Annotated in this window: 25 protein-coding genes and 1 tRNA gene; 15 read left to right on the top strand and 11 right to left on the bottom strand. The window is 69.3% G+C overall.

Annotation, left to right across the window (positions count from 1 at the left end):
• Positions 1-116: 116 nt before the first annotated feature.
• Both LMI96_RS11135 and LMI96_RS11130 read left to right on the top strand, forming a co-directional pair.
• On the top strand, positions 117-1,403 hold the full coding sequence (locus LMI96_RS11135; protein ID WP_228361510.1) for a cell wall metabolism sensor histidine kinase WalK: 1,287 nt from the start codon (positions 117-119) through the stop codon (positions 1,401-1,403).
• Positions 1,400-2,083: a response regulator transcription factor gene (locus LMI96_RS11130; RefSeq protein WP_223722968.1), complete on the top strand. Its 684-nt coding sequence runs from the start codon at positions 1,400-1,402 to the stop codon at positions 2,081-2,083. Before LMI96_RS11135 ends, LMI96_RS11130 begins: the two co-directional genes overlap by 4 nt.
• 59 nt (positions 2,084-2,142) lie before the next feature.
• Here the strand turns inward: LMI96_RS11130 and LMI96_RS11125 are convergent, their stop codons facing one another.
• The gene (locus LMI96_RS11125; protein ID WP_223722969.1) at positions 2,143-2,619 is read right to left on the bottom strand and encodes a DNA modification methylase; all 477 of its coding nucleotides are present in this window, start codon (positions 2,617-2,619) and stop codon (positions 2,143-2,145) included.
• Between the two features lie 176 nt (positions 2,620-2,795).
• Here LMI96_RS11125 and LMI96_RS11120 point away from each other — a divergent pair, with 176 nt between their 5' ends.
• Entirely contained in the window at positions 2,796-3,278 is a 483-nt protein-coding gene (locus LMI96_RS11120; protein WP_047547577.1) for a CarD family transcriptional regulator, read from the top strand.
• A 15-nt stretch (positions 3,279-3,293) separates the two neighbouring features.
• Positions 3,294-4,511 carry a 2-C-methyl-D-erythritol 4-phosphate cytidylyltransferase gene (gene ispD / locus LMI96_RS11115; protein WP_228361509.1) on the top strand — a complete coding sequence of 406 codons (1,218 nt, stop codon included), beginning with the start codon at positions 3,294-3,296 and terminating at the stop codon, positions 4,509-4,511.
• Between the two features lie 213 nt (positions 4,512-4,724).
• Here ispD and LMI96_RS11110 read toward each other — a convergent pair whose 3' ends face one another.
• Entirely contained in the window at positions 4,725-5,183 is a 459-nt protein-coding gene (locus tag LMI96_RS11110) for a GNAT family N-acetyltransferase (RefSeq protein WP_228361508.1), read from the bottom strand.
• Between the two features lie 3 nt (positions 5,184-5,186).
• Positions 5,187-6,110, bottom strand: coding sequence for a DMT family transporter (locus LMI96_RS11105; RefSeq protein WP_228361507.1), 924 nt, complete (start codon positions 6,108-6,110; stop codon positions 5,187-5,189).
• Between the two features lie 62 nt (positions 6,111-6,172).
• On the opposite strand from LMI96_RS11105, the gene cysS reads away from it, so the two are divergent.
• Genes cysS through LMI96_RS11090 form a run of 3 tightly spaced genes read left to right on the top strand, consistent with a single transcriptional unit; the run spans position 6,173 to position 9,236 of the window.
• Positions 6,173-7,585, top strand: coding sequence for a cysteine--tRNA ligase (cysS, locus tag LMI96_RS11100; protein WP_228361506.1), 1,413 nt, complete (start codon positions 6,173-6,175; stop codon positions 7,583-7,585).
• Entirely contained in the window at positions 7,575-8,579 is a 1,005-nt protein-coding gene (gene rlmB, locus LMI96_RS11095; RefSeq protein WP_228361505.1) for a 23S rRNA (guanosine(2251)-2'-O)-methyltransferase RlmB, read from the top strand. Before cysS ends, rlmB begins: the two co-directional genes overlap by 11 nt.
• Positions 8,580-8,594: 15 nt before the next feature.
• The gene (locus LMI96_RS11090; RefSeq protein WP_223722975.1) at positions 8,595-9,236 is read left to right on the top strand and encodes an NAD(P)-dependent oxidoreductase; all 642 of its coding nucleotides are present in this window, start codon (positions 8,595-8,597) and stop codon (positions 9,234-9,236) included.
• A gap of 69 nt (positions 9,237-9,305) precedes the next feature.
• Here the strand turns inward: LMI96_RS11090 and LMI96_RS11085 are convergent, their stop codons facing one another.
• Together LMI96_RS11085 and LMI96_RS11080 are read right to left on the bottom strand one after the other, a co-directional pair.
• Positions 9,306-10,622, bottom strand: a complete 1,317-nt coding sequence (locus LMI96_RS11085) for a DUF4032 domain-containing protein (RefSeq protein WP_223722976.1) — start codon at positions 10,620-10,622, stop codon at positions 9,306-9,308.
• A gap of 67 nt (positions 10,623-10,689) precedes the next feature.
• The gene (locus LMI96_RS11080; RefSeq protein ID WP_223722977.1) at positions 10,690-11,793 is read right to left on the bottom strand and encodes an ABC transporter ATP-binding protein; all 1,104 of its coding nucleotides are present in this window, start codon (positions 11,791-11,793) and stop codon (positions 10,690-10,692) included.
• A 209-nt stretch (positions 11,794-12,002) separates the two neighbouring features.
• Between LMI96_RS11080 and LMI96_RS11075 the strand changes: the two genes are divergently transcribed.
• The 3 genes from LMI96_RS11075 (at position 12,003) to LMI96_RS11065 (ending at position 14,110) form a co-directional block, all read left to right on the top strand.
• Complete coding sequence (locus LMI96_RS11075) at positions 12,003-12,938, top strand: thioredoxin domain-containing protein (protein WP_223722978.1); 936 nt, start codon at positions 12,003-12,005, stop codon at positions 12,936-12,938.
• A gap of 80 nt (positions 12,939-13,018) precedes the next feature.
• Positions 13,019-13,091 (top strand) — tRNA-Thr (locus LMI96_RS11070).
• Between the two features lie 56 nt (positions 13,092-13,147).
• Positions 13,148-14,110, top strand: a complete 963-nt coding sequence (locus LMI96_RS11065) for a DMT family transporter (RefSeq protein WP_228361504.1) — start codon at positions 13,148-13,150, stop codon at positions 14,108-14,110.
• A 113-nt stretch (positions 14,111-14,223) separates the two neighbouring features.
• On the opposite strand, the gene LMI96_RS11060 is transcribed toward LMI96_RS11065, so the two are convergent.
• Complete coding sequence (locus LMI96_RS11060; protein ID WP_228361670.1) at positions 14,224-14,742, bottom strand: nitroreductase family protein; 519 nt, start codon at positions 14,740-14,742, stop codon at positions 14,224-14,226.
• A gap of 20 nt (positions 14,743-14,762) precedes the next feature.
• Entirely contained in the window at positions 14,763-15,173 is a 411-nt protein-coding gene (gene msrB, locus LMI96_RS11055) for a peptide-methionine (R)-S-oxide reductase MsrB (protein ID WP_223722980.1), read from the bottom strand.
• Between the two features lie 96 nt (positions 15,174-15,269).
• On the opposite strand from msrB, the gene LMI96_RS11050 reads away from it, so the two are divergent.
• The 5 genes from LMI96_RS11050 (at position 15,270) to groL (ending at position 19,656) form a co-directional block, all read left to right on the top strand.
• Positions 15,270-16,289, top strand: coding sequence for a DUF2332 family protein (locus LMI96_RS11050; RefSeq protein ID WP_228361503.1), 1,020 nt, complete (start codon positions 15,270-15,272; stop codon positions 16,287-16,289).
• A gap of 9 nt (positions 16,290-16,298) precedes the next feature.
• Positions 16,299-16,616 carry a DUF3263 domain-containing protein gene (locus tag LMI96_RS11045; RefSeq protein WP_374197922.1) on the top strand — a complete coding sequence of 106 codons (318 nt, stop codon included), beginning with the start codon at positions 16,299-16,301 and terminating at the stop codon, positions 16,614-16,616.
• Between the two features lie 107 nt (positions 16,617-16,723).
• Complete coding sequence (locus LMI96_RS11040) at positions 16,724-17,269, top strand: LytR C-terminal domain-containing protein (RefSeq protein WP_228361502.1); 546 nt, start codon at positions 16,724-16,726, stop codon at positions 17,267-17,269.
• Positions 17,270-17,461: 192 nt separating this feature from the next.
• Positions 17,462-17,665, top strand: a complete 204-nt coding sequence (locus LMI96_RS11035) for a cold-shock protein (RefSeq protein ID WP_223722983.1) — start codon at positions 17,462-17,464, stop codon at positions 17,663-17,665.
• Positions 17,666-18,036: 371 nt separating this feature from the next.
• Positions 18,037-19,656 carry a chaperonin GroEL gene (gene groL, locus LMI96_RS11030; protein ID WP_223722984.1) on the top strand — a complete coding sequence of 540 codons (1,620 nt, stop codon included), beginning with the start codon at positions 18,037-18,039 and terminating at the stop codon, positions 19,654-19,656.
• A gap of 60 nt (positions 19,657-19,716) precedes the next feature.
• Here the strand turns inward: groL and LMI96_RS11025 are convergent, their stop codons facing one another.
• The 4 genes from LMI96_RS11025 to LMI96_RS11010 all read right to left on the bottom strand — a co-directional run bounded on the left by LMI96_RS11025 (position 19,717) and on the right by LMI96_RS11010 (position 24,370).
• Positions 19,717-20,004: a WXG100 family type VII secretion target gene (locus LMI96_RS11025; RefSeq protein ID WP_223722985.1), complete on the bottom strand. Its 288-nt coding sequence runs from the start codon at positions 20,002-20,004 to the stop codon at positions 19,717-19,719.
• A 114-nt stretch (positions 20,005-20,118) separates the two neighbouring features.
• A complete protein-coding gene (locus LMI96_RS11020) occupies positions 20,119-21,753 on the bottom strand; it encodes a cell wall metabolism sensor histidine kinase WalK (RefSeq protein WP_228361501.1) in 1,635 nt (544 codons plus the stop codon).
• Between the two features lie 131 nt (positions 21,754-21,884).
• Complete coding sequence (locus LMI96_RS11015) at positions 21,885-22,577, bottom strand: response regulator transcription factor (protein WP_223722986.1); 693 nt, start codon at positions 22,575-22,577, stop codon at positions 21,885-21,887.
• 137 nt (positions 22,578-22,714) lie between these two features.
• Positions 22,715-24,370, bottom strand: coding sequence for a DNA repair helicase XPB (locus tag LMI96_RS11010; protein ID WP_223722987.1), 1,656 nt, complete (start codon positions 24,368-24,370; stop codon positions 22,715-22,717).
• Between the last annotated feature and the right edge of the window lie 46 nt (positions 24,371-24,416).

The raw sequence follows: 24,416 nt of genomic DNA, 5'->3' as shown, positions 1-24,416 counted from the left end.
CGATTGTCGCTGCCGAAGGTTAACGAACGGTGCCCCAGGAGTGAATAGTACCTGGGTGGGGCCTGCAGACCCGGGGCTTGAACGGTCCAGGTTCATCATCCATTTACGCTGGAGCCATGAACTCCTCGCAGCTCGCGCTGCTGGCACTGCTCCTCGGTGCTCTGATCGGGGCGGCGGTGTCGATCCTGATCGTGGTGGCATTCCGTGCCCGCGATCGCGCGGTGGCGCGAAACTCGGAGGCCGTTCCCGACGGTGTCAGCGACGTTCTCGCGGCGATGGATGACAGCGCGGTGGTGGTGGATGCATCCGGCACCGTGCGTGCGTCGTCGGCCAGTGGTGAGGCGTTCGGGATGGCGATCGGCGAAGTGCTGCCCGATGACCGGCTGCGCGAACTCGCCCGTTCGGTGCGCGCCGGCGGCGGCATGGGGAGCGCGAGTCTGACGCTTCGCCGGGCGGCGACGCCGGCCGAACCCCGGCTCGTCTCCGCGCGGGCGACGGTGCTCTCGCCCCGGCTCGTGCTGCTCGTCATCCGCGACATCACCGAGCGGGAGCGCGTCGAGCAGATGCGTCGCGACTTCGTTGCGAACACGTCCCACGAGCTGAAGACCCCGGTCGGCGCGATCAGCCTGCTGTCGGAGGCGATCGAGTCGGCTGCCGACGACCCCGCGCAGGTGCGGATCTTCGCGGCGCGGTTGAACGCGGAGGCCGCTCGCCTCGGCTCTCTGACCTCGCGTGTCATGAACCTCTCGCGCCTACAGTCCGCCGATGAGCTCGCCGAGGTGCGCGACATCTCGATCGATGCGGTCGTGACCTCCGCGATCGAGGCGCACGGGCTGGCGGCGGACTCGTCGGGCGTCACCTTGGTTCGCGGCGGCGCGCGCGGCCTGTACGTGCGCGGCGACCAGCAGATCCTGACCGAGGCGGTCGGCAACCTGGTGGCGAACGCCATCGCGTACTCGCCGCGCGCTTCCAGCGTCGGCATCGGGGTCAAGCAGGTGCACAACGCGGTGGAGATCACCGTCACCGACCGCGGGATCGGGATCTCCGAAGAAGATCAGCAGCGCGTGTTCGAGCGTTTCTATCGCTCCGATCAGGCGCGGTCCCGCCGCACCGGCGGCACCGGGCTCGGCCTGGCGATCGTCAAGCACGCCGTGCAGCGGCACGGGGGAGAGGTGCGGATCTGGTCGAAGGTGGGGCGGGGTTCGACCTTCACGATCCAGCTCCCGATCGCCGCCGCGCCCGCTCCGCTCGATAACGTCAAGGATGCGCGTCCCAAGCGTCGAGCCAAGAAGGCCAAGAAGGCCTCCGGCGCCGACGCGATGCCCGCGCCCGCATCTTCTGCCCCCATATCTTCTGCCCCTGCACAGATCAACGCTGAACCGATGAACGGAGTCACCGAATGACCCGAGTCTTGATTGTCGAGGACGAACCCGACCTGGCCGACCCGCTCGCCTACCTGCTGCGGCGGGAAGGATTCGAGGTCGAGATCGCCGAGGACGGACCCACCGCCCTCACCGCGTTCCGGGAGCGGGGTGCCGACATCGTACTGCTCGATCTGATGCTGCCGGGGATGCCGGGCACCGAGGTCTGCCGCCAGATCCGCGCTTCCTCGGCCGTGCCGGTCATCATGCTCACGGCGAAGGACAGCGAGGTGGACATCGTCGTCGGACTCGAACTCGGTGCCGACGACTACGTCACGAAGCCCTATTCGACCCGGGAGCTTCTGGCGCGGATGCGGGCGGTGCTGCGCCGTTTCGCGCAGGTGGAAGCGGACCTCGACGAGCGTGTGCTCGCGGGCGGCCGGGTCGTGCTCGACATCGACCGGCACACGGTCTCGGTCGACAATGCCGAGATCAACATGCCCCTGAAGGAGTTCGAGCTCCTCGAGGTGCTGATGCGCAACGCCGGTCGCGTGCTGACCCGCGGCCAGCTGATCGACCGCGTGTGGGGCACGGACTACTTCGGTGACACGAAGACCCTCGACGTGCACATCAAACGCATCCGCTCACGGATCGAGCAGAACCCCGGCGACCCGGTGATGCTCGTCACCGTTCGGGGTCTCGGGTACCGCTTCGAGGCGTGACGGTCTGAAACGAGAAGAGGGCATCCCGATCGGGATGCCCTCTTCTCGTTCGGTGCGGCTCAGGGAGCGAGCGGCGCCAGGTAGTCGAGCGAACCGTCGAGGACGGGAACGTCGATGCGGACGCCCTCGCTGTCGCCCGACTGGAAGTACAGGGAGACCGTCGAGCCCGGAACGGCGTCGAGGTCTTCGATCAGCAGCGGGTCGGTCTCGCCGTCGCCGAGGCTCTTGGTCGTTGCGGCCGGCATCCGCACGGTCAGCGGGATGGCGGAGCTTCCCTCGCCGACCTGGATGTTCAGCACCTCGGGGCTGTCGCCCGGGTTCACGATCGCGGCGACGAGGTTGCCCTCGGTGCCGTCTTCGTTCGCGACGATGAGCGCGTTCCGCACGGCGACGGGGCCACTGCCGGCCGGCACGTTGATGCCGTCGGACGCGGAGTACTGGATCGTCGTGCTCTGCGGGGCGAGCATCGCGCATCCGCTCGTTCCGAGGACGACGGCAGCGCCCAGGGCGATGGACGCGATTAGGCGCGTTTTCACAGTTCCTCCAGAGAGCAGACGGCTTCGTGAGCATTCTACGGGGTCGGCGTGGCCGCGCCGCTTCGAGCAATTCCGGCGCGGTGTCAGGCGGCGCCCGGCCCCTCCGGGCTGCGGGAGCGAACCTTAGCGCACAATGCCCTGTGGTATCCTAGGGGCTGCCGAAAGGACATAACTCCATGCTTTTTGAGGTTGGCGAAACGGTCGTCTATCCCCACCACGGGGCCGCGACGATTATCGAGGTCAAGGAACGCGTCATCAAGGGCGAGACCAAGAAGTACTTGAAACTCAACGTCACCCAGGGCGATCTGGTGATCGAGGTACCGGCAGACAATGTCGACCTGGTCGGTGTGCGCGACGTGATCGGCAAGGACGGTCTCGAGCGGGTGTTCGAGGTGCTGCGTGCCCCCTTCACCGAAGAGCCCACCAACTGGTCCCGTCGTTACAAGGCGAACCTCGAGAAGCTGGCGTCGGGTGACGTGATCAAGGTCAGCGAGGTCGTGCGCGACCTCTGGCGCCGCGATCAGGATCGCGGCCTCTCGGCCGGCGAGAAGCGCATGCTCGCGAAGGCGAAGCAGATTCTCGTCTCCGAACTCGCGCTCGCAGAGAAGACCGACGAGGAGAAGGCCAGCACCCTCCTCGACGAGGTCCTCGCCAGCTGATCCGCTGACACCGTCATGATCGCGCCCGTCCCGCGCGTCGCCGTCATCGTCGTCGCCGGGGGCTCTGGCACCCGGCTTGGCGAACGCCTGCCCAAGGCGTTCGTCGGGCTCGACACCCATAGCATCCTGCGCCATAGCCTCGACGGCGTTTTCGCGGGTCTCGGCAACGCGCAGGTCGTCGTGGTCGTGCCGCGCGGACGCGAAGGCGAGGCGCTCACCGACGCCTACGCAGCCGCCGGCGACCGGCGGGATCTGATCTCGGTGGTGACCGGGGGCGACACCCGGCAGAAGTCTGTGCGCGCGGGGCTCGCCGGTGTGTGGGCAGACGTCGAGATCGTTCTCGTGCACGATGCTGCCCGCGCCTTGACGCCGCCGGAGCAGTTCACCCGCGTGATCGACGCCATCCGCGAAACCGGATGGGGAGCCGTCCCGGTGCTGCCGGTGATCGACACGATCAAGCGCGTCGACGGCGGCGAGATCGTCGGTGTCGTAGACCGTGCCGAGCTCGGCGCGGCACAGACCCCGCAGGGGTTCCACCGCGACATCCTCGAGTCGGCGTACGCGGTGGCGGACGCCGAGTTCACCGACGATGCGGCACTCGTCGCCGCCGCCGGACACCGGGTCGCCACCGTCGAGGGCGATCCGCTGGCGTTCAAGATCACGACGCCGACCGACCTCGAGCGCGCTCGTTCCCTCGTGGCTTCGCCTCCGGCGCCGCATCCGCTCACCGCTCCGGTCACGCTGGAGCGCCCGGCCGCCGTGCCGCGCGTGGGCGTGGGTACCGACGTGCACGCGTTCTCCGACGCGGGGGAGCTGTGGCTCGCGGGTCTCCGCTGGCCCGGAGAGGCCGCCCTGTCGGGACACTCGGATGGCGACGCCATCGCGCACGCGATCGTCGACGCGCTCCTCGCTGCGGCGGGCCTCGGCGACATCGGGACGCACTTCGGCACGGACCGACCCGAGTACGCCGGGGCGCACGCCGACGCGTTCCTCGCCCGCACGCACGCGCTCATCGGCGAGGCAGGCTGGAGCATCGCGAACGTCTCGGTGCAGGTGCAGGCGGCTCGCCCGCGGTTCGCTCCCCGGCGTGCCGAAGCCGAACAGGTGCTCTCCGCAGCGCTCGGTGGCGCACCGGTGTCGGTATCGGCGACGACGACCGACGGCCTGGGCTTCACCGGCCGCGCCGAGGGCGTGTCGGCCGTCGCCGTGGCCCTCCTCATCCCCGCCCCCTGACGCCCCGTCGGCTCCGCCGCCGGCTCCGCCGCGCCGCCCGCCGCCCGCGCTCGCCGCGCCCCGCTGATTGTGTCGCGGCGCCCGCGCACCTTACGACCGCGAAACGGGATCTGCGCGCCGAAACAGTGGGGTTACCCCTCCGTCTCGGCGCGAAGATCCCGTCTCGCGGATGGTCCGGAGGCGGATGGCGCGGACGGCGCGCGCGGGGGAGGGTCAGAGCGCGCGCGTGAAGTAGAGCGAGAACGGGTCGTCGGTGTAGTCCGCGAACGGGGCGCAGGGCACGAACCCCTCGCTGCGGTAGAGCGCCGCCGCGGGAACGAACTCGGGCGTGCTGCCCGTCTCGAGCCAGAGACTCGCCAGACCCCGCGACTGCGCGTCCGCGACGATGTGTCGGAGCATCAGGCGCCCGATGCCGCGGCCGAGGAACGCATCCGCGACGCGCATCGACTTCAGCTCGCCGCGGTCCTCCTCGAACACCTTCAGCGCACCGATGCCGGCGAGCTCCGCACCATCCCACGCAGACCACAACGTGAGGCCGGGGCCCGCGAGCGCGTCGATCCCGAGGGCGTGCACGCTCTCCGGCGGCGACGAGTCGTGCATGCCCGCCAGGTGCGCGATCACGAGTTCGCGCTCCGGCGAGGTGCGCGGGTCGCTCACGCGGATATCGATCATGGGTCAGCCCTCCAGCGCGAACGGTCGGGGTTCGCGCCGGCCGCGCGCTCCCCAGGTGAGAATTCCGAGGCCCGAGGCGAGCACGATGAGCCCGACCACGGCGAGGGGCGCGAGCTGTTCGCCGAGCACGGCGATCCCGAGGAGTGCCGCGGTGAGCGGCTCCGCGAGGGTGAGCGTGGCGGCGGTGGCCGCCGTCAGTCGTTCGAGGCCCCAGGTGAAGAGCGTGTACGCGACGGCGATCGTCGCGAGACCCAGCCACAGCGCCATCGCCGCCCCGGCGGGTTCGGCCAGCCACTCCAACGACGTGAACGGCAGCATGAACAGCGCGGATGCGGCCGAGCCGAGCCCCATCGCCCCCGCGACGGTGAACGGGTCCCAGCCGTCATCGAGCAGTTGCCGCTGGGCGTTCGCGAAGACCGCGAACGAGGCACCCGCCCCGACCGAGCCGAGGATGCCGAGGGCATCGACGCCCGCCGCACCCCCGCCCGCCGCGGCGAGCAGCGCCACTCCTGCCGTGGAGAGGGTGGTCGCCACCGCCCATGACCGACGCGGGATGCGGCGCGTGCGAGCCCATTCGATGAGTCCCGCGAGCACCGGCGCCGATCCGAGGGCGATCACGGTGCCGACGGCGACGCCCGACCGCGCCGTGCCGAGGAAGAACAGTGGCTGGTACGCCGCGAGGCAGACACCGGTCACGGCCATCAGAAGGACCGCTCGGCGGGAGAGTCGCGGGTTCCGGGGTGCATCCTCACGCCGCTGATGGCGCCGTCCGAGGAGCAGTCCGAGGATGGCCAGGCCGGTCCCGCCGATGAGCAGTCGCGCGGCTCCGACCCCGAGCGGGGTGGTCGAATCGGGGCCGAGTGCCTGCGCGGTGCCGGTCGTGCCGAACAGCACGGCCGCAGCGACGACGGCGAGCACGGGCAGCATCCCTCATTTCTATCGTCACTTCATGACGATGGCGTGACGGGGGCCGCCGGTAGGCTGGGATCGTGATGGTTCGGCTCTACGACACCCAAGCGCAGACGCTGCGCGACTTCGAGCCGACCGATCCCGCGAACGTGACGATGTACGTCTGCGGCCCGACCGTGCAGTCCGGGCCCCACATCGGGCACCTTCGCGCGGCGCTGAGCTTCGACCTGCTGCGTCGCTGGCTCGCCCACCGCTTCGGCCGCGTGACGTTCGTGCGGAACGTGACCGACATCGACGACAAGGTGCTCGCGAACGCCACGGTCGACGAACCGTGGTGGGCCCTCGCGTACCGCATGGAGCTCGAGTTCTCGCACGCCTACACCGCGATCGGCATCGACGCGCCGACCTACGAGCCTCGCGCGACGGGGTCCATCCCGCAGATGATCGAGCTCATCGATGCGCTGATCGAGCGCGGGCACGCGTATGCGGCGCCCGACGGCTCCGGTGACGTGTACTTCGACGTGCGCTCGTGGGCGTCCTACGGCGCGCTCACCCATCAGTCGTTGGACGCGATGGAGCCGGCGGCGGATGCAGACCCCCGCGGCAAACGCGACCCGCACGATTTCGCCCTCTGGAAGGGAGCGAAACCCGGAGAACCGGCGGATGCGGTCTGGACCGCGCCGTGGGGCGCCGGGCGACCGGGATGGCACATCGAGTGCTCCGCGATGTCGCGGCGCTATCTCGGCGGCGAGTTCGACATCCACGGCGGCGGCCTCGATCTGCGCTTCCCCCATCACGAGAACGAGCTCGCGCAGTCCACCGCGGCAGGCGACTCGTTCGCGCGGTACTGGGTGCACAACGGCCTGGTGACGGTCGACGGTCAGAAGATGTCGAAGTCCCTGGGCAATTTCGTGCTCGCGACCGACGCCCTCGCCGTCCGCGACCCGCTCGTGGTCCGTTACGCCCTGGGCGCCGCCCACTACCGGTCGAGCCTCGACATCTCGGAGAAGGCGTTCGACGAAGCGGATGCTGCGCTCGACCGCATCCGCTCGTTCCAGGAGCGGGCGGCACGGGTACTCGACGCCGACCGCGTCCCGGCGACCGATTTGCCGCACGAGTTCGTCGCCGCGATGGACGACGACCTCAACGTGCCCCGCGCGATCGGGGTGATCCACGAGCACGTGCGCTCGGGGAACACGGCACTGGATGCGGGCACCGACCCGACCGAGATCGCGGGCGCGGCCGATGCCGTGGCGGCCATGCTCGACATCCTCGCGCTCAACCCTCGCAGCGAACGGTGGCAGACCGCATCCGCGGGTCCGTCGGCCACCGCGCTCGACACCCTCGTGCAGACGATGATCACGCAGCGCGCCGATGCGCGCGCCGCGAAGGACTGGGCCGCAGCCGACCGCGTCAGAGACGCGATCGCCGCTGCGGGAATCACTCTGGAGGACACTCCGGACGGAACTCATTGGAGTATCGATGGCAAATAAGCCAGGGCGCCCCGGCGCCGGAAAAGGCAAGAAGGGCCCCACCAAGGGCACGGGCGGCAAGAACAAGCGTTCCCTCGAAGGACGCGGCCCGACCCCCAAGGCGGAGGACCGTGCGTGGCACCCCGCGGGCAAGCGGAAGGCGGCGCAGGAGCGCTTCACCGCGGCCGGCGGGCGGCCGTCATCGTCGGGTCCCCGCCCCTCGGGCGGCCTCGCCCGCGGCGGCCGGTCGAAGCAGGCCGACGACACCGAGACGGTCACCGGCCGCAACTCGGTGCTCGAGGCGCTCCGCACCAAGATCCCCGCGACCGCGTTCTACATCGCGCAGCGCGTGGAGATGGACGACCGCGTCAAAGAGATGCTGTCGATCGCGACGAACCGCGGCATCCCGGTGCTCGAGGTCACGCGCCCCGAGCTCGACCGCATGGCCGGCTTCGACGGCGTGCACCAGGGCGTCGCGCTCAAGGTGCCGCCGTACGAGTACGCGCACCCGCAGGACCTGCTCGAGCAGATCATCGACCGCAACGAAGTGCCGCTGCTCGTGGCTCTCGACGGCGTCACCGATCCCCGCAACCTCGGTGCGATCATCCGCTCGACGGCCGCGTTCGGCGGTCACGGCGTGCTGATCCCTCAGCGGCGGAGCGCCGGCGTCAACTCGGCCGCGTGGAAGACGAGCGCCGGTGCGGCGGCCCGTACGCCCGTCGCGATGGCCGTGAACCTGACCGCGACGCTGAAGGACCTGAAGAAGCAGGGTGTGTTCGTGCTGGGCCTGGACGGGGGCGGCGATGTGTCGCTGCCCGCTCTGAAGCTCGCCGACCGACCCGTCGTGATCGTCGTCGGCTCCGAGGGCAAGGGGCTGTCGCGCCTGGTCACCGAGACCTGCGACCAGATCGTGTCGATCCCGATCTCCGGGGCGACCGAATCGCTGAACGCCGGCATCGCGGCATCCGTCGCCCTGTACCAGGTGTCGACGCTCCGCGCGTCGCTCAACGACTGACCGAAGGAGCACATCATGACCCGCATCGTTGTTCTCGGAGGAACGGGCTACGCCGGTAGCCACATCGTCGCGGAGGCGGTGCAGCGCGGTCACACGGTGCTCTCGGTCGCGCGCACGGTGCCGGCCGAGCGCGTGCCGCACGCGACCTACATCGAGGGCACACTGCTCGATGTGCCGAGCCTCGTCACCGAACTGCAGGGCGTCGATGTGCTCGTGTCGGCCGTCGCCGCGCGCGGCGACATGCTCGGGCTCGTGCGCCCCGCGATGGCGCAGCTGAAATCGGTGCTTCCGGATGACGTGCGGATCGGCGTCGTCGGCGGCGCGGGCGGAAGCCGCGTCGCGGAAGGCGGACCGCGCCTCATCGACACCGATGATTTCGCCGATGAGTTCAAGCCCGAGGCCCGCGAGGCTGTCGACATCCTCGAGGACCTGCAGGCCGACACTTCGGGCCGCGACTGGTTCTACGTGCACCCGGCCGGCGGCTTCGGCGCGTGGGCACCGGGGGAGCGCACCGGGTCGTACCGCGACGGCGGCGAGGCGCTCGTCGTGGACGCGGAGGGCGAGTCCTTCATCTCGGGGGCCGACCTCGCGGTCGCCGTGCTCGATGAGATCGAGAACCCCCGCCACTCGCGCGAGAACTTCGCCGTCGGCTACTGACGCCGAGGCCCTCTCGCGGGACCTTCTGGTGGGGTCCCGCGGGAGGGCCGCGGTGATGCCGGTCTGCCGTCAGACGAGGTCGCGCCAGTCGATCTCTTCGTCGACGTCGTCGCTCGTGACGTCGTCATCGGATGCTGTGGTCAGCACGGGAATCGTCATGGTCTCGGTCGTGGGTCCCATGACGGTCGCCTCGTCGCGACGGTGGCGCAGCACGTCGTCGATGTAACTCGTCAGCACCTCGGCGAGCGGCACGGCACGGCCCCGTGCCTGCGACATGTACCAGCGGTGTTCGAGCACCTGGTGGAACACCTCGGCGGGCTCGAGCTTCGCGCGCAGGTCGTAGGGGATCGCCTTCACGACCGGCTCGAACACGCGCGTCAGCCACTCGTGCGCGACCATCTCCTCATCCGACCCGATGCGGGAGATCCGGGCCCGGAACTCGTCGAGGTCGTTAAGCAGACGCCGGGCCTGGTTCTCCTCCACGTCGAGACCGGTCAGGCGCAGCAGACGGCGCTGATGGTGGCCGGCGTCGACGACCTTCGGCTGGATCGACACGCGCGTGCCGTCCGGTGCGGTCTCCATCGACATCTCGCCGATATCGAAGCCCAGCGTGTTCAGACGCTGCACGCGTTCGGTGATGCGCCACGACTCGTCGACCGAGAACGTCTCCTGATCGGTGAGGGCCTTCCAAAGCGAGTAGTACGACGAGACGATGCCGTCGGCAACCTCGAGGGCGTTGACGCCGCCCTCGAGCCGCCCGCCCGCCTCGAGGTCCATGATCTCGCCGGCGATGTTGATGCGGGCGATGTCGAGGTCGTGCTCGCGCTGCCCGCGCGTGAGGCCGCGGTCGTGCAGCTCGCCTGTTTCGGCGTCGACGAGGTACGCGGCGAACGCTCCGGCGTCGCGGCGGAAGAGGGTGTTGGAGAGGGAGACGTCGCCCCAGAAGAATCCGACGTTGTGCAGCCGGACGAGGAGCACCGCGAGCGCATCGACGAGTCGGGCGGCGGTGTTCGGGCGAAGTACCTGAGTGAAGAGCGCGCGGTAGGGGAGCGAGAACTTGAGGTGCGCGGTGACGAGTGCCGCCGGGAGCGGGTTGCCGTCCGCATCCGCTCGCCCGCCGATGACGGCGAAGCGCTCCACGCACGGCACATCGAGCTTCGCGAGGTTGCCGAGCATGTCGTACTCGCGACGCGCCATCTCGGCGGTGGTCTCTTTCACCGCGATCACGCGTCCGGAGAGGGTCGCGAATCGCACGAGGTGGCGGGAGATGCCCTTGGGGAGGTAGACGATGTCTGAGCTCGACCAGTCCGACAGGGGCGTCGACCAGGGCAGCGCGAGCAGTCCGGGGTCGACGGAGCTCGCAGTGATGGTCAGAGATTCAGACATGTTCCTCCGTGGAAAGAAGGGCGGCGCGGAAGATCCGAGGATCCACCGCGCCGCCCCCGAGGTGCGATCAGGCCGAAGCGATGGCCTTGTCGTTCAGGCGCTCGCCCGATTCGATGTCGAACGCGTGCACGTGGCCCGGCTTGGCGGCCAGGGTCACGGTCTCGCCCGCGTTCGGGTGGTTGCGGCCGTCGACGCGGGCCACGATGTCGGAGCGCTTGCCGCCGATCTCGGTGTGACCGTAGAGGTAGCCGTCGGCGCCGAGCTCTTCGACCAGGTCGACCTGAACCGTGAGGCCCTGACCGTCGACCGGTCCGACCTCGATGTCTTCGGGGCGAACGCCCACGGTGACCTGGCTGCCATTGGCGCGGCCGACGGTGTCGCGGTCGAGCGGGACGATTTCGGTGCCGAAGCGGACGCCGCCGTCGGCGAGGTCGGCCGGGAAGAGGTTCATGGCAGGGGAGCCGATGAAGCCGGCGACGAACACGTTGTTCGGCTTCTCGTACAGGTCGCGGGGCGAGCCGACCTGCTGCAGCACGCCGTCCTTCAGAACGGCGATGCGGTCGCCCATCGTGAGGGCCTCGGTCTGGTCGTGCGTGACGTAGACCGTGGTGACACCGAGGCGGCGCTGGAGCGACGCGATCTGGGTACGGGTCTGCACACGGAGCTTCGCGTCGAGGTTCGACAGCGGCTCGTCCATGAGGAACACCTGCGGCTGACGGACGATCGCGCGGCCCATCGCGACACGCTGACGCTGACCACCCGAGAGTGCCTTGGGCTTGCGGGTCAGGTACTGCTCGAGGTCGAGGAGCTTGGCGGCTTCGAGCACGCGGGTGGCGCGCTCATCCTTGCCGACGCCCGCGATCTTCAGCGCGAAGCCCATGTTCTCGGCGACGGTCATATGCGGGTACAGCGCGTAGTTCTGGAAGACCATCGCGATGTCGCGGTCCTTCGGCGGAACGTCGGTGACGTCGCGCTCACCGATGCGGATGTGGCCGGCGTTGACCTCTTCGAGGCCCGCGAGCATGCGGAGCGAGGTGGACTTACCGCAACCGGAGGGGCCGACCAGGACGAGGAACTCGCCATCGCCCACTTCAAGGTTCAGCTTGTCGACGGCGGGGCGGGTGCCTCCGGGGTACAGACGGGTTGCGTTGTCGAACGTGACGGACGCCATTGTTTCTTCTCCTTCACCGGCAGGTACGTGCCGGACGATCCGTAGTGATGGAATATGCGGGGGCTTGGCCCGCACGCCCTTCATTGGGCGCAGTGCCAGTATGGCACGCGCGTCTGGGCATTTCCCAGGTGCGCTGATTAGCATCGACAGGGCCGTTCACCCGTGCGGCCGCGCCGGCGAGGCCGGTCTCGTGCGTTATCAGAGGTTCCATGTCCAACGACGATTCGAACGTTCCGGCTCAGCGCGACCGCCGTGAGGCCGTGCGCGAGAAGGCGCAGCAGGTGCGGGCTCGCCATACGCGGCTCAGCCGCATCCGGCTCGGCGTTCTCGTCATCGGTGCCGTCGTGATGGTCGGTGCCGTCGTCGGAGCCGTCGTTTTCGCGGTGGGCTCGTCCACGGGCCCGTCGCAGGCAGCACCCGTCGGTGAGGACCACGGCGGATTCGCGATCACTTCGGTTGCCGGTGTCGCTCTCGGGTCGGCGACGATTCCGGATGCGGCCGCCACTGCGCAGGGCGAGGATGCCCCCGCGGCCACTCCCACACCCACGGCGTCGGATGCGGCGACCGCCGACATCCGCGTGTACGTCGACTACCTGGCGCCGGGCGCAAAGCAGTTCGAACTCGCCAACGCCCCGCAGCTCTCCGGCTGGGTCACCGAGGGTGCGGCGACTCTCACGTACTACCCGGTCGCGATGCTGACCGCGAAGTCGAACGGCACGAAGTACTCGCTGCGGGCGGCCGGCGCTGCCGCGTGTGTGGCCTCGCACTCACCCGACAAGGTGTTCGCGTTCAACCACGCCCTGCTCGACGCGCAGCCCGACGCCAACTCGGACGGCCTCTCGGACGCCGACCTGGCGACGCTCGCGCAGACCTCCGGTGTCACCGACCCGAAGGGTGTTCGCGCCTGCATCGAGGGCGGTGAGTACATGGCCTGGGCAAAGACAGCGACCGACCAGGCCGTCGCCGGAATCCCCGGCACCGACGGACTCACCCTGACCGGTGCGCCGATGATCCTCGTCAACGGCGAGCCGTACCTCGGCCAGCTCGACGACCCGAAGGAATTCGCGCAGTTCGTGCTGACGACCTCGAGCGAGTCGTACTACAAGAGCCCGACCGCGACGCCGACCCCGACGCCCTCGTCCTGAGCCCTCGCGGCGCAGGGACGGATGCTGTCCCGCGACCGGGGAACGGCCGGTCGGGCGAGCGCCGGTAGACTGGCGGCATTGCCGGCTTGGCGCAATTGGTAGCGCACCGTACTTGTAATACGGGGGTTGCAGGTTCAAGTCCTGTAGCCGGCACCGAATCGGATCCTGCCGCCGCGAGCGGGGCGTTCTGCGCCGCGTAGCATCGTGCGGTGACGTCTCGTTCCGCATCCGCCGCTCCCCGTCGGCTTCCGCTCGCGGTGGCGCTCGGCGGCGCGGTGCTGGTCGGAGTGCTGACGAGCGTGCAGGCGCAGATCAACGGCGCACTCGGTGCGGCGATCGGCGACGGTTTCGTCGCGGCCGTGATCTCGTTCGGTTCGGGCCTGGCGATTCTGATCGTGCTCTCGGCGACCGTGCCGTCCGGCCGAGCAGGGTTCGGCCGTCTGGTGCGCGGGGTGCGCGAGCGGCGCATCCCGTTCTGGATGCTGATCGGCGGACTCGCGGGGGCGTTCACGGTCGCGAGTCAGGGCCTGACCGTCGCGGTCATCGGCGTCGCCACGTTCACGGTCGGCGTCGTGGCGGGTCAGACGGTGAACGGCGTCGTGCTCGACCGCGCCGGATACGGGCCCGCGGGAGTCGTGCCGGTGACCGTCGGACGCCTGCTCGGCGGCGGCTTGGCCGTGGTGGCCGTGGTCATCTCGCTGCTCGGGGAGGGGCCCTCCGGAGTACCGGCGTGGATGCTGTTTCTCCCCTTCCTCGCCGGAGCCGGCATCGCTTGGCAGCAGGCGACGAATGGGCGGCTGCGCCACGTCGTGGAGAGTCCGCTCATTGCGACCCTCGTGAACTTCATCGGGGGAACGCTCGCGCTCCTGGTGGCCGCCGGCATCCGGATCGCCTTCGTGGGTCTGCCCGCCTCACTCCCCGCAGATCCGTGGGTGTACTTCGGCGGCGCGATCGGCGTCGTCTACATCTTCCTGTCGGCGGCGCTCGTGCGGCACACGGGCGTTCTGCAACTCGGGCTCGGCTCCGTCGTCGGCCTGCTGCTGACGTCGGTGGTCATCGACGCGATCTGGCCGGCGCACTCCGGCCCTCCGCTCGCACTGGCGTTGACGGCCGTCGCACTCGCGCTCGTCGGCGTCGTGATCGCCGTCGTGCCGCGCTGGCGTCGCCGCTGAACGCGTCGCCCCGGTCGTGGGGCGCCCGTACTCCGCAGAATCGCGCCGAGGTCGCAGATTTCCGGACGGATTCTGCGCGGATGACGCGATCCTGCGACGGTGGTGCCGCCGCGTCAGCGGGGCATGGCAGAGAGGAACGACTCCGGGTCGATCGTCTTGCGCCGGGTCTCGCGCTCGCGCACCGGCTTGCCGCCGACGTAGAGCCAACCGAGCAGCCGCTCGTTCTTCGCGAGCTTGTGCGCCTTGGCGACAGCCTTGCTGCGCGTGTACTCGCCGGTGCGCCAGAAGACGCCCCAACCCTGCTCGTCGAGCGCGAGGCTGAGCATGTGGGCGACCCCGGAGGCCACGGCCTCCTGCTCCCAGTCGGGCACCTTGCCGCTCTTGCGCACCGAGGCGACAACGGCGATCAGCAGCGGTGCGCGCAGCGGCTTGGTCGACCGACCGCGCTTGTGCTCGGCCTTGTGGATGGCGCGACCCAGGCGTTCGCGGTCGTCGCCGCGCAGTTCGATCAGCCGCCACGGCCGCATCGACGAGTGGTCGGCGACGCGTCCGGCCGCAGCGATCGCGGCGAGCAGCTGCTCGCGGGTGGGGGCCTCGTCGGTCACCCGTGACATCGACCGCCGGGCGAGCATCGCCTCCGCGGCGGTCGCGGTCACTTGTCGTCCGCCTCGGGGGTGAACTCGAGGGCGAGGGAGTTCATGCAGTAGCGGTCACCCGTGGGGGTGCCGAAACCGTCGGGGAACACGTGGCCGAGGTGGGACCCGCAGCTCGCGCAGCGCACCTCGGTGCGCACCATCCCGTGGGCGTTGTCTTCGATGAGCTCGACCGCCTCGGGGCGCACCGACTCGTAGAAGCTCGGCCATCCGCAGTGCGAGTCGAACTTCGTTCCGCTCTGGAAGAGTTCTGCCCCGCAGGCGGCACAGGCGTAGAGGCCGGCGCGGCTCTCATCGAGCAGTTCGCCCGTCCAGGCGCGCTCGGTGGCGGACTCGCGCAGCACGGCGAACTTCTCGTCGCCCAGCTCGTCGCGCCATTGTTCGTCGGACTTGTTCACCGCGTAGCTCACAGTTTTCCCTTCGTCGGTTCTATTCAACCCCGTTCCGCGCGCACCTGTTCCGGGTGTTACCGACGAGTTCGCCCGCACAGCGCCCACAATGGTTCGGTGAGTGCGGCAACCGAGGGCGAGTGGGTCGCCGTGATCGACCGCTACGAGCGGTTCGCCCGTCTCGAAGCTCCGGGCCGTTCGGCGCTGTACGGCGCGTGGGCGGAGACCGTGCGGGATGACGCCGGTGTCGCACGTGTGCTCGCACAGATCCCGGACACGCACCGGCAGCCTCCGCTCGTGTTCGCGGTGAGTCGGATGCTGGGCGCTCCCGAAGATCCGCCGACCGCATGGCGTGCGTGGGTGCTGGCGCACGCGGATGCGCTGGTCGCGGAGTGCCGCATCCGCAGCATCCAGACCAACGAGCCCCTGCGCTGCGCGGCGCTCCTGCCGGCGCTGGATCTCATCGACGGCCCGATCGCTCTTCTCGAAGTGGGGGCGAGCGCCGGCCTGTGCCTTTACCCGGACCGGTTCTCGTACCGGTACCGGATGCCGGACGGTCACGTCCACGCGATCGATCCCGTGAGCGGGCCGAGCACCGTGACGCTCGAATCGACCTGGATCGGCGGTGAACCCCCCACCGGCCTTCCCGAGATCGTCTGGCGTGCGGGCATCGACCTCGCCCCGCTCGATGTGCGCCGACCGGCCGACCGGGCGTGGCTCACGGATCTGGTCTGGCCGGGCGAAACGGGTCGCCGCGAGCGGATCGACGCCGCGGCCGACATCGCTGCGGCGGATCCTCCGCACCTCGAGACGGCCGATGCGACGGATGCCGACGCGCTCGACGCGCTCGCCGCATCCGCTCCCGCCGGCGCCACGCTCGTCGTCACGACCCCGGGCGTCCTCGCGCACGTGCCCGGCCGCCGGCGGCACGCCGCCATCGCCGCCGCACGCGGAGCGGGACGATGGGTGACGCTGGACGCTCCCGCGCTGCACAACGGATGGACGACGCCGATCGACGCGGCGAGCTGGCCCGCATCCCGCTTCGCGCTCGCACTCGACGGCGAAGTCCTGGCCGCCGTGGACCCGCTCGGCGCTTCCGTGGAGTGGCGTCGCGGCATCGACGCCGACCGCGGCTAGCGTGAGATCGTGCCCCTGACCGACTCCGATCCGACGACCGCGCGCCCGGCGCTCGAGGAGTCTGCGGTCGACGTGCAGGGCTTGAGTGATCGGGATGCGGGCATCCTCGCGTTCGAGTCCCGCTGGGGCGCGCACGGGGGAGCGAAGGAAGAGGCGATCCGGTCGGAGCTCGGCCTCGCCCCGGCACGCTACTACCAACTGCTCGGGCGCCTCATCGACACGGAGGCCGCGCTCGCGCACGAGCCCATGCTGGTCGCGCGACTGCGCCGCATCCGGGACGAACGGCGCCGGGAACGATCCACCCGCGGCGTACGCGCTGCCGGCTGACGGCCCGTCGCGTCGGATCCCCACGCTCGCCCGGGTAGCATCGGGGGGTGCCGCGTGAGACCTATTCCCGAGATCGCTTCGACGATCTCCCGGAAGGATCCGGGCGCGTGGGCGCTCACCGGGCCGAGAATCCCCGTCTGCGCTCGGGTGTCATCATCCTCTGGGCGCTCGTGGCGACCATCCTGCTCGTCGGGATCGGAATCTTCGGCAGCCTGATCGTCTCGGGGCGCATCACGCTGGTTCCCGCGTCCACACCGACCCCCACCGCGACGGCCGAGCCGGAGGCGACCATCGACACGTCGTTCGCGGTCAACGTGCTGAACGCCACGGGTGAGTCGGGCCTCGCGACCACCATGAAGGATCAGATCGTCGCCGCCGGCTGGAACGCCGACACGGTGTTGCCGAGCCAGGCCAGCACGTCGGACTTCGCGGAGACGACCGTCTACTACGCGTTCCCCGCCGACGAAGCGGCGGCCCGCGGGCTCGCCGGCGTCATCGGCGGCGCGGCCGTCGCGCTCAGCGAGGTCTATCAGCCGATCGACGACCCCGGAACGGCCGACCTCGACGAGAGCCAGAACAAGCTGCTCACCGTCGTGATCGGCCTGGATCGCACGGCCGCGGGGGCGACTCCGTCCACGACGCCCGCGTCCTGACGGCATCCCGCCGGCTGTCGGCGAATTCGACGCTCGGCCGCGGCGCGGGGCTGTCGGCGCCCCCGCCGAGAGGCCTGTGTTTCGGCCGCGTAAACGTTGTGCGCCACGGGTGTCAACACTGCCGGATCGGGCCTTTCCGGCCATTCCCGGCTCCATACGATGAAGTGGTATTCAACGCTTCAGGAGATTCGCATGGCACAGGGCACCGTCAAATGGTTCAACGCCGAAAAGGGCTTCGGGTTCATCACGTCGGGTGACGGCCAGGACGTCTTCGTGCACTACTCGAACATCGACATGACCGGCTTCCGTGTTCTGGAAGAGGGCCAGGCCGTCGAGTTCACCGTCGGCAGCGGCCAGAAAGGCCCGCAGGCCGAGTCGGTGCGCGTTCTCGCCTGACCCTTCCGCATCCGCGACCCCCGCTGCCCCTCGGGCGCCGGGGGTCGCTGCGCGTCCCCGCCGCGTCCCCACTCCACTCACCCTCCCGCGAGACGGGATCGGGGCGCCGAGACAGCGGGGTAACCCCCCTGTCTCGGCGCGAAGATCCCGTCTCGCGGATGGAAGAGAGGCGGGGGGAGGGGAGCGGGAGAAGGCGGGGCGGATGCGGCGGCGCGGGGGCGACCGCATCCGGAATCGTGTTCGCCGTGGGCGAGGCGGGACGCCCCGCGGCAGCTTGCACTCCCCGGGGGTGAGTGCCAGAATGAGTTAGCACTCACGTTTGATGAGTGCTAACTGACGGTAAGCCCAACGTCCGGGAGGGACGACCACACATGGCAAAAATCATCGCTTTCGATGAGGAGGCCCGTCGCGGCCTCGAGCGCGGCCTCAACATTCTGGCCGACGCGGTCAAGGTGACTCTGGGACCCCGCGGTCGCAACGTCGTTCTCGAGAAGAAGTGGGGCGCCCCCACGATCACGAACGACGGTGTCTCGATCGCCAAGGAGATCGAGCTCGACGACCCGTACGAGAAGATCGGTGCGGAGCTCGTCAAGGAGGTCGCCAAGAAGACCGACGACGTCGCCGGTGACGGCACGACCACCGCGACCGTCCTCGCTCAGGCACTCGTTCGCGAGGGCCTTCGCAACGTCGCCGCAGGCGCCGACCCCATCTCGCTCAAGCGCGGCATCGAGAAAGCCGTCGCGGCCGTGACAGAGGCGCTCCTGTCCGACGCCAAGGAGATCGAGTCCAAGGAGCAGATCGCCGCCACCGCGTCGATCTCCGCCGCAGACCCGGCCATCGGCGCGCTCATCGCCGAGGCGATCGACAAGGTCGGCAAGGAGGGTGTGGTCACCGTTGAGGAGTCCAACACCTTCGGCACCGAGCTCGAGCTCACCGAGGGCATGCGCTTCGACAAGGGTTACCTCAACCCCTACTTCGTGACCGACCCGGAGCGTCAGGAAGCGGTCTTCGAAGACCCGTACATCCTGATCGCGAACCAGAAGATCTCGAACATCAAGGACCTGCTGCCGATCGTCGACAAGGTGATCCAGGACGGCAAGGAACTCCTCATCATCGCCGAGGACGTCGAGGGCGAAGCTCTCGCGACCCTGGTGCTGAACAAGATCCGTGGCATCTTCAAGTCGGTCGCCGTCAAGGCTCCCGGCTTCGGTGACCGTCGCAAGGCGCAGCTGCAGGACATCGCCATCCTCACCGGTGGCCAGGTCATCACCGAGGAAGTCGGTCTCAAGCTCGAGAACGCGACGCTCGACCTGCTCGGCCGCGCACGCAAGGTCATCATCACCAAGGACGAGACCACCATCGTCGAAGGTGCGGGCGACTCGGCTCAGATCGAGGGTCGCGTGACCCAGATCCGTCGCGAGATCGAGAACACCGACAGCGACTACGACCGCGAGAAGCTCCAGGAGCGTCTCGCGAAGCTCGCCGGTGGCGTCGCCGTCATCAAGGCGGGTGCCGCGACCGAGGTCGAGCTCAAGGAGCGCAAGCACCGCATCGAGGACGCCGTTCGCAACGCGAAGGCGGCCGTCGAAGAGGGTGTCGTCCCCGGTGGTGGCGTGGCCCTCATCCAGGCCGGCAAGAAGGCGTTCGCGACCCTCGAGCTCACGGGCGACGAGGCAACCGGTGCGAACATCGTCAAGGTCGCCATCGAGGCCCCACTCAAGCAGATCGCGCTGAACGCCGGTCTCGAGCCCGGTGTCGTCGCGAACAAGGTCGCAGACCTGCCCGTCGGACACGGCCTGAACGCCGCGACCGGCGAGTACGGTGACCTGTTCGCACAGGGCATCATCGACCCCGCCAAGGTGACGCGCTCCGCGCTGCAGAACGCCGCCTCCATCGCGGCGCTCTTCCTCACCACCGAGGTCGTCGTCGCTGACAAGCCCGAGAAGGCGTCGGCTCCGGCCGGCGACCCGACGGGTGGCATGGACTTCTAAAGCCCACAGAACGAAACGGATGCCCCGGTCCTCGGACCGGGGCATCCGTCGTTCGTGCGGTCAGCGGAACAGGCTCATGTTGGCCTGTTCTGCTTCGGCGTACTGCTGGCCGGCGGCCGACAGTGCGAGGTTGATCGACGCCAGGGCATCCTCGACGCCCCGCTGCGCGCCGCGCCACTGCTCGATGCTGCCCTGGAACATGCCGGATGCGGTGCCCGTCCACGACGCCTGCAGCGCGTGCAACTGCGCCATGAGCGACGCGGACTCGCTCTGCAAACGATCGACGGTTCCGCGAATCGCGGTGGTGGCGGTGAGAACGGCGTCGCTGTCGACGGCGAAGACGGCCATGGGTTTCCTCCTCTGCTCGGAAACCCTCACGGTACGGACCCGGATGCGGCGGCCGTTGGCGTTCCGTGCACACCGTGGACAGTCCCGCCCGGGCCGGTGCCTGGGGAGGAACGGTCAGCGGTCGGAGTCGTCGCCCTGTGTGGGACGCAGTGCACTGGGGAGCGGTTCGACCGGCTGCGTCTCGATCAGCAGGTGCGCCGCCGCCTCGCGGTCGGCCGCGAGCGGCAGCGACACCCGGAAGGTCGCGCCGCCGCCGGGCGTGTCCGTCACGGCGACCGATCCGTGCAGCGTCTCCACGATCGAGGCGACGATGGAAAGGCCGAGACCTGACCCGCCGGTCTCGCGCGCACGTGAGGTGTCGGCGCGCCAGAAGCGCTGGAAGATCTGCTCGCGGATCGGTTCGGGAACGCCCTCGCCGTGATCGATGATCTCGATCCACCCGGTACGTGCCGCGTCGTCGGTGCCGACCCGCAGTTCGATGGGGGAGTCGGCGGCGGAGAAGCGCTGCGCGTTGCCGAGCAGATTCGCGACCACCTGCCGGATGCGGTTCTCATCGCCCAGGACCACGGGGGGCATCGTGGCGCGCACCTCTTCGAAGGTCACCGGCAGCGCGGCGATCTCGCCGGTCTCGCCGCGCGGACGGCGCCGGAGCCGCGAGGCCAGCCCGATCGCCGCGGTCGGTACCGATCCCCGACGTTTCTGGGAGGACTCCGCGCCGAGCGCCGTCATCGAGACGGGCGGGGTCTGCAGCGTCCCGTCGCGCTCGCTGTGGGCGTCGAGCACCGTTATCGCGCGCTGAGGAGCAGCGGCGCTGACGTCGAGGGCCGCGTCCCGGGCGATGGGGCGCAGGTCGATCGGGCTGAGCACGACGTCGCGACGCTCGTCGAGTCGCGCCAGGGCGAGCAGATCCTCGACCATCGACGTCATGCGCATGGCCTCCTTCTCGATGCGTCCCATGGCCTGGCCGGTGGCCTCGGCGTCCGGGATCGCCCCGATCCGGTACAGCTCGGCATATCCGCGGACGGTCACGAGCGGAGTGCGCAGTTCGTGGCTCGCGTCGCCGATGAAGCGACGCATCTGGCGCACGGTCGCGTCGCGCTCCGAGAGGGATGCGTCCACGCGCCCCAGCATCGCGTTGATCGCGCGCTTGAGCCGCCCGACCTCGGTGGTCTCGGGCTCGATGTCGGTCATCCGCTGGCTGAAGTCGCCGCCGGCGATCGCCTCGGCGGTGCGTTCGACCTGGCCGAGGCTGCGGAAAGTAAGCGTGACGACCCAGCGCACGAGGAACGCACTCGCGATCACCGTCACGAGCGCGAGCAACGTGTAGATGCCGAGATAGGTTGCGACGACCCGCTCGGTCTGGGTCGTGGGAATGGCGACGAGTTGCGTGAACGACTGCGTGGTACCCGAAACGGGCGTGATCACGTAGGTCGCGTGGAACTCGGTGCCCGCGGCGTTCGTCAACTCGAACACCTGCAGCTGCGTCGCGTACGCGAGGTCGAAGCGTACGGATTCCGGGTAGTCCGGCCCTTCCTCGCCATCGTCTCCGCCGCCGCTGATCAGCGGATTCCCCTCCGCGTCGTAGATCGCGAGGAAGTACTCGGTGCTCGGCGCACCGTCCTTCTCGGTGAACTCCACGTCACCGTCGTCGACGGTCACATCGAACAGGGTGTTCGCGACCGGCCCGCGCGAGAGCTGCGTGAGCGTCGTATCGAGGTTCGCGAGCAGGGTGGTGCGCAGGAACACCATCGTGCCGAGCCCCGCGGCAACGAGGCCGATCGCGAGAACGGCGACAGTGACCCCGGTGACCTTCGCGCGGAGGCTGATGCCGCGCCACCAGCGCGTGAGACCGTCGTTGTCGCCCAGGATGATGCCTCCGCTCAGGCGGACTTGCCGGCCTTGAGCATGTAACCGAAGCCGCGCTTGGTCTGGATGAGCGCGTCGGTGGAGTGCGGGTCGATCTTGCGGCGGAGATACGAGATGTAGCTCTCGACGATGCCGGCGTCGCCGTTGAAGTCGTACTCCCAGACGTGGTCGAGGATCTGCGCCTTCGACAGCACGCGGTTCGGGTTCAGCATGAGGTACCGGAGCAGTTTGAACTCGGTCGGGCTGAGTTCGATCTGCGCGTCGCCGACGAAGACGTCGTGCGTGTCCTGGTCCATCGTGAGCTCACCGGCGCGGATGACGGACTCTTCGTCGGCCTGCATGGTGCGGCGGAGGATGGCCTGGATGCGGGCGACGATCTCGTCGAGCGAGAACGGCTTGGTCACGTAGTCGTCGCCGCCGGCGTTCAGTCCGGTGATCTTGTCTTCCGTGTCGTCCTTCGCCGTCAGGAAGAGGATCGGCGCCGTGTAGCCGGCCTCTCGCAGGCGCTTGGTGACGCTGAACCCGTTCATGTCGGGCAGCATCACATCGAGCACGATGAGGTCGGGCTCTTCTTCCAGGACGGCCGAGATCGTCTGTGCGCCGTTCGAGACGGCGCGGACCTGGAACCCGGCGAACTTCAGGCTCGTGATGAGCAGGTCGCGGATGTTCGGTTCGTCGTCGACGACGAGGATGCGCGGTGCGGTCATGTGTTCATTATGGTGACCTCGTCGATGCGCTGGCTGGAGAATCGCCCGCACGAGGGGTCTGTCCGCTGATGGTGAACATGAGAATTGCCGTGCCACCGGCGCATTCGAGAGTCGCCGAGGGCGCCGTCACGTGCCTCTCATGCGGCGGCGAGGGCGTCCGCATCCAGGATCGTGTAGCTGTATCCCTGTTCGGCGAGGAATCGCTGCCGGTTCTGCGCGAAGTCCTGATCGACCGTGTCGCGGGCGATGAGCGTGTAGAAACTCGCCGTGTGGCCGTTCGTCTTCGGGCGGAGCAGCCGCCCGAGGCGCTGGGCCTCCTCTTGTCGGGAGCCGAACGATCCCGACACCTGGATGGCGACGGATGCCTCGGGCAGATCGACCGAGAAGTTCGCCACCTTCGACACCACGAGCAGGGGCACTTCGCCCACGCGGAACGCCTGGTAGAGCCGTTCGCGCTCGTCGACGGGGGTGGCGCCCGTGATCTTCGGCGCGTTCAGCGCTTCGGCGAGCGTGTCGATCTGGTCGAGGTACTGCCCGATCACGAGGATCTGCTCGCCGGCGTGCCGCTCGGCGAGCGAGCGGACGACGCTGATCTTCGCGGATGCGGTGGCCGCCAGCCGGTAGCGGTCCTCATCGGCCGAGGCGGCGTACTCGAGACGGTCGTCGGCGGGGAGGTCGACACGCACCTCGTAGCAGGCGGCGGGGGAGATGAAGCCCTGAGCCTCGATCTCCTTCCAGGGCGCGTCGAAGCGCTTGGGCCCGATCAGGCTGAAGACGTCGCCTTCGCGACCGTCTTCGCGCACGAGCGTCGCGGTGAGGCCGAGTCGGCGGCGCGCCTGCAGGTCGGCGGTCAGCTTGAACACGGGGGCGGGCAGCAGGTGCACCTCGTCGTAGACCACGAGGCCCCAGTCGAGCGCGTCGAGCAGGGCGAGGTGGGCGTACTCGCCCTTCCTCTTCGCGGTGAGGATCTGGTAGGTCGCGATCGTGACCGGCTTGACCTCTTTCACCTGCCCCGAGTACTCGCCGATCTCTTCGGCGGTGAGCGTCGTGCGCTTGAGGAGCTCGTCGCGCCACTGCCGCGCGCTGACCGCGTTGGTGACGAGGATCAGCGTGGTGGTCTTCGTGTCGGCCATCGCCGCCGCGCCCACGAGGGTCTTGCCGGCGCCACAGGGCAGCACGACGACCCCGGATCCGCCATCGGTGAAGATGTCGACGGCCTTCCGCTGGTACGGACGCAGCGTCCACCCGTCTTCCTGGAGTTCGATCGGATGGGGCGTGCCGGGCGTGTATCCGGCGAGGTCTTCGGCCGGCCACCCGATCTTCAGCAGCTCCTGCTTGATGTGACCGCGGGCCCACGGGTCGATGACGTACGTGTCGGGGCTCGGGTGCGCGATCAGGAGCGGCTGGATGCGCTTGTTGCGAGCGACCTCCGCGAGGACGGGAGCGTCGGTGGAGCGGAGGATGAGCGCCGACTCCTCGTCGCCGTACGGGCCCCGTTCGATCACGAGACGCCCGTAACGGGTCACGGTCTCGCGGATGTCCGTCGACACCGACGGCGGCACCGGGAAACGCGACCAACGGTCGAGCGTGGCGAGCATGTCTTCTGCGGCATGTCCGGCGGCCCGCGCATTCCACAGGCCCAGGCGCGTGATGCGGTACGTGTGGATGTGCTCGGGCGCGCGCTCGAGCTCCGCGAAAACGGCCAGTTCGTGCCGCGCGTCCTCCGCGCGCGGATGCGCGACTTCGAGGAGCACCGTGCGGTCGCTCTGGACGATGAGGGGTCCGTCAGCCATAACGCGCCAGTCTACCGGCGAGAGCTATGCCCGAAGGCCGTGTCGC

Origin of the sequence: Microbacterium sp. cx-59 (assembly GCF_020805625.1) — a bacterium.
GTDB lineage: Bacteria > Actinomycetota > Actinomycetes > Actinomycetales > Microbacteriaceae > Microbacterium.
The sequence above is the reverse complement of the archived record's forward strand: the minus strand, read 5'-3'. Positions and strand labels throughout refer to the sequence as shown.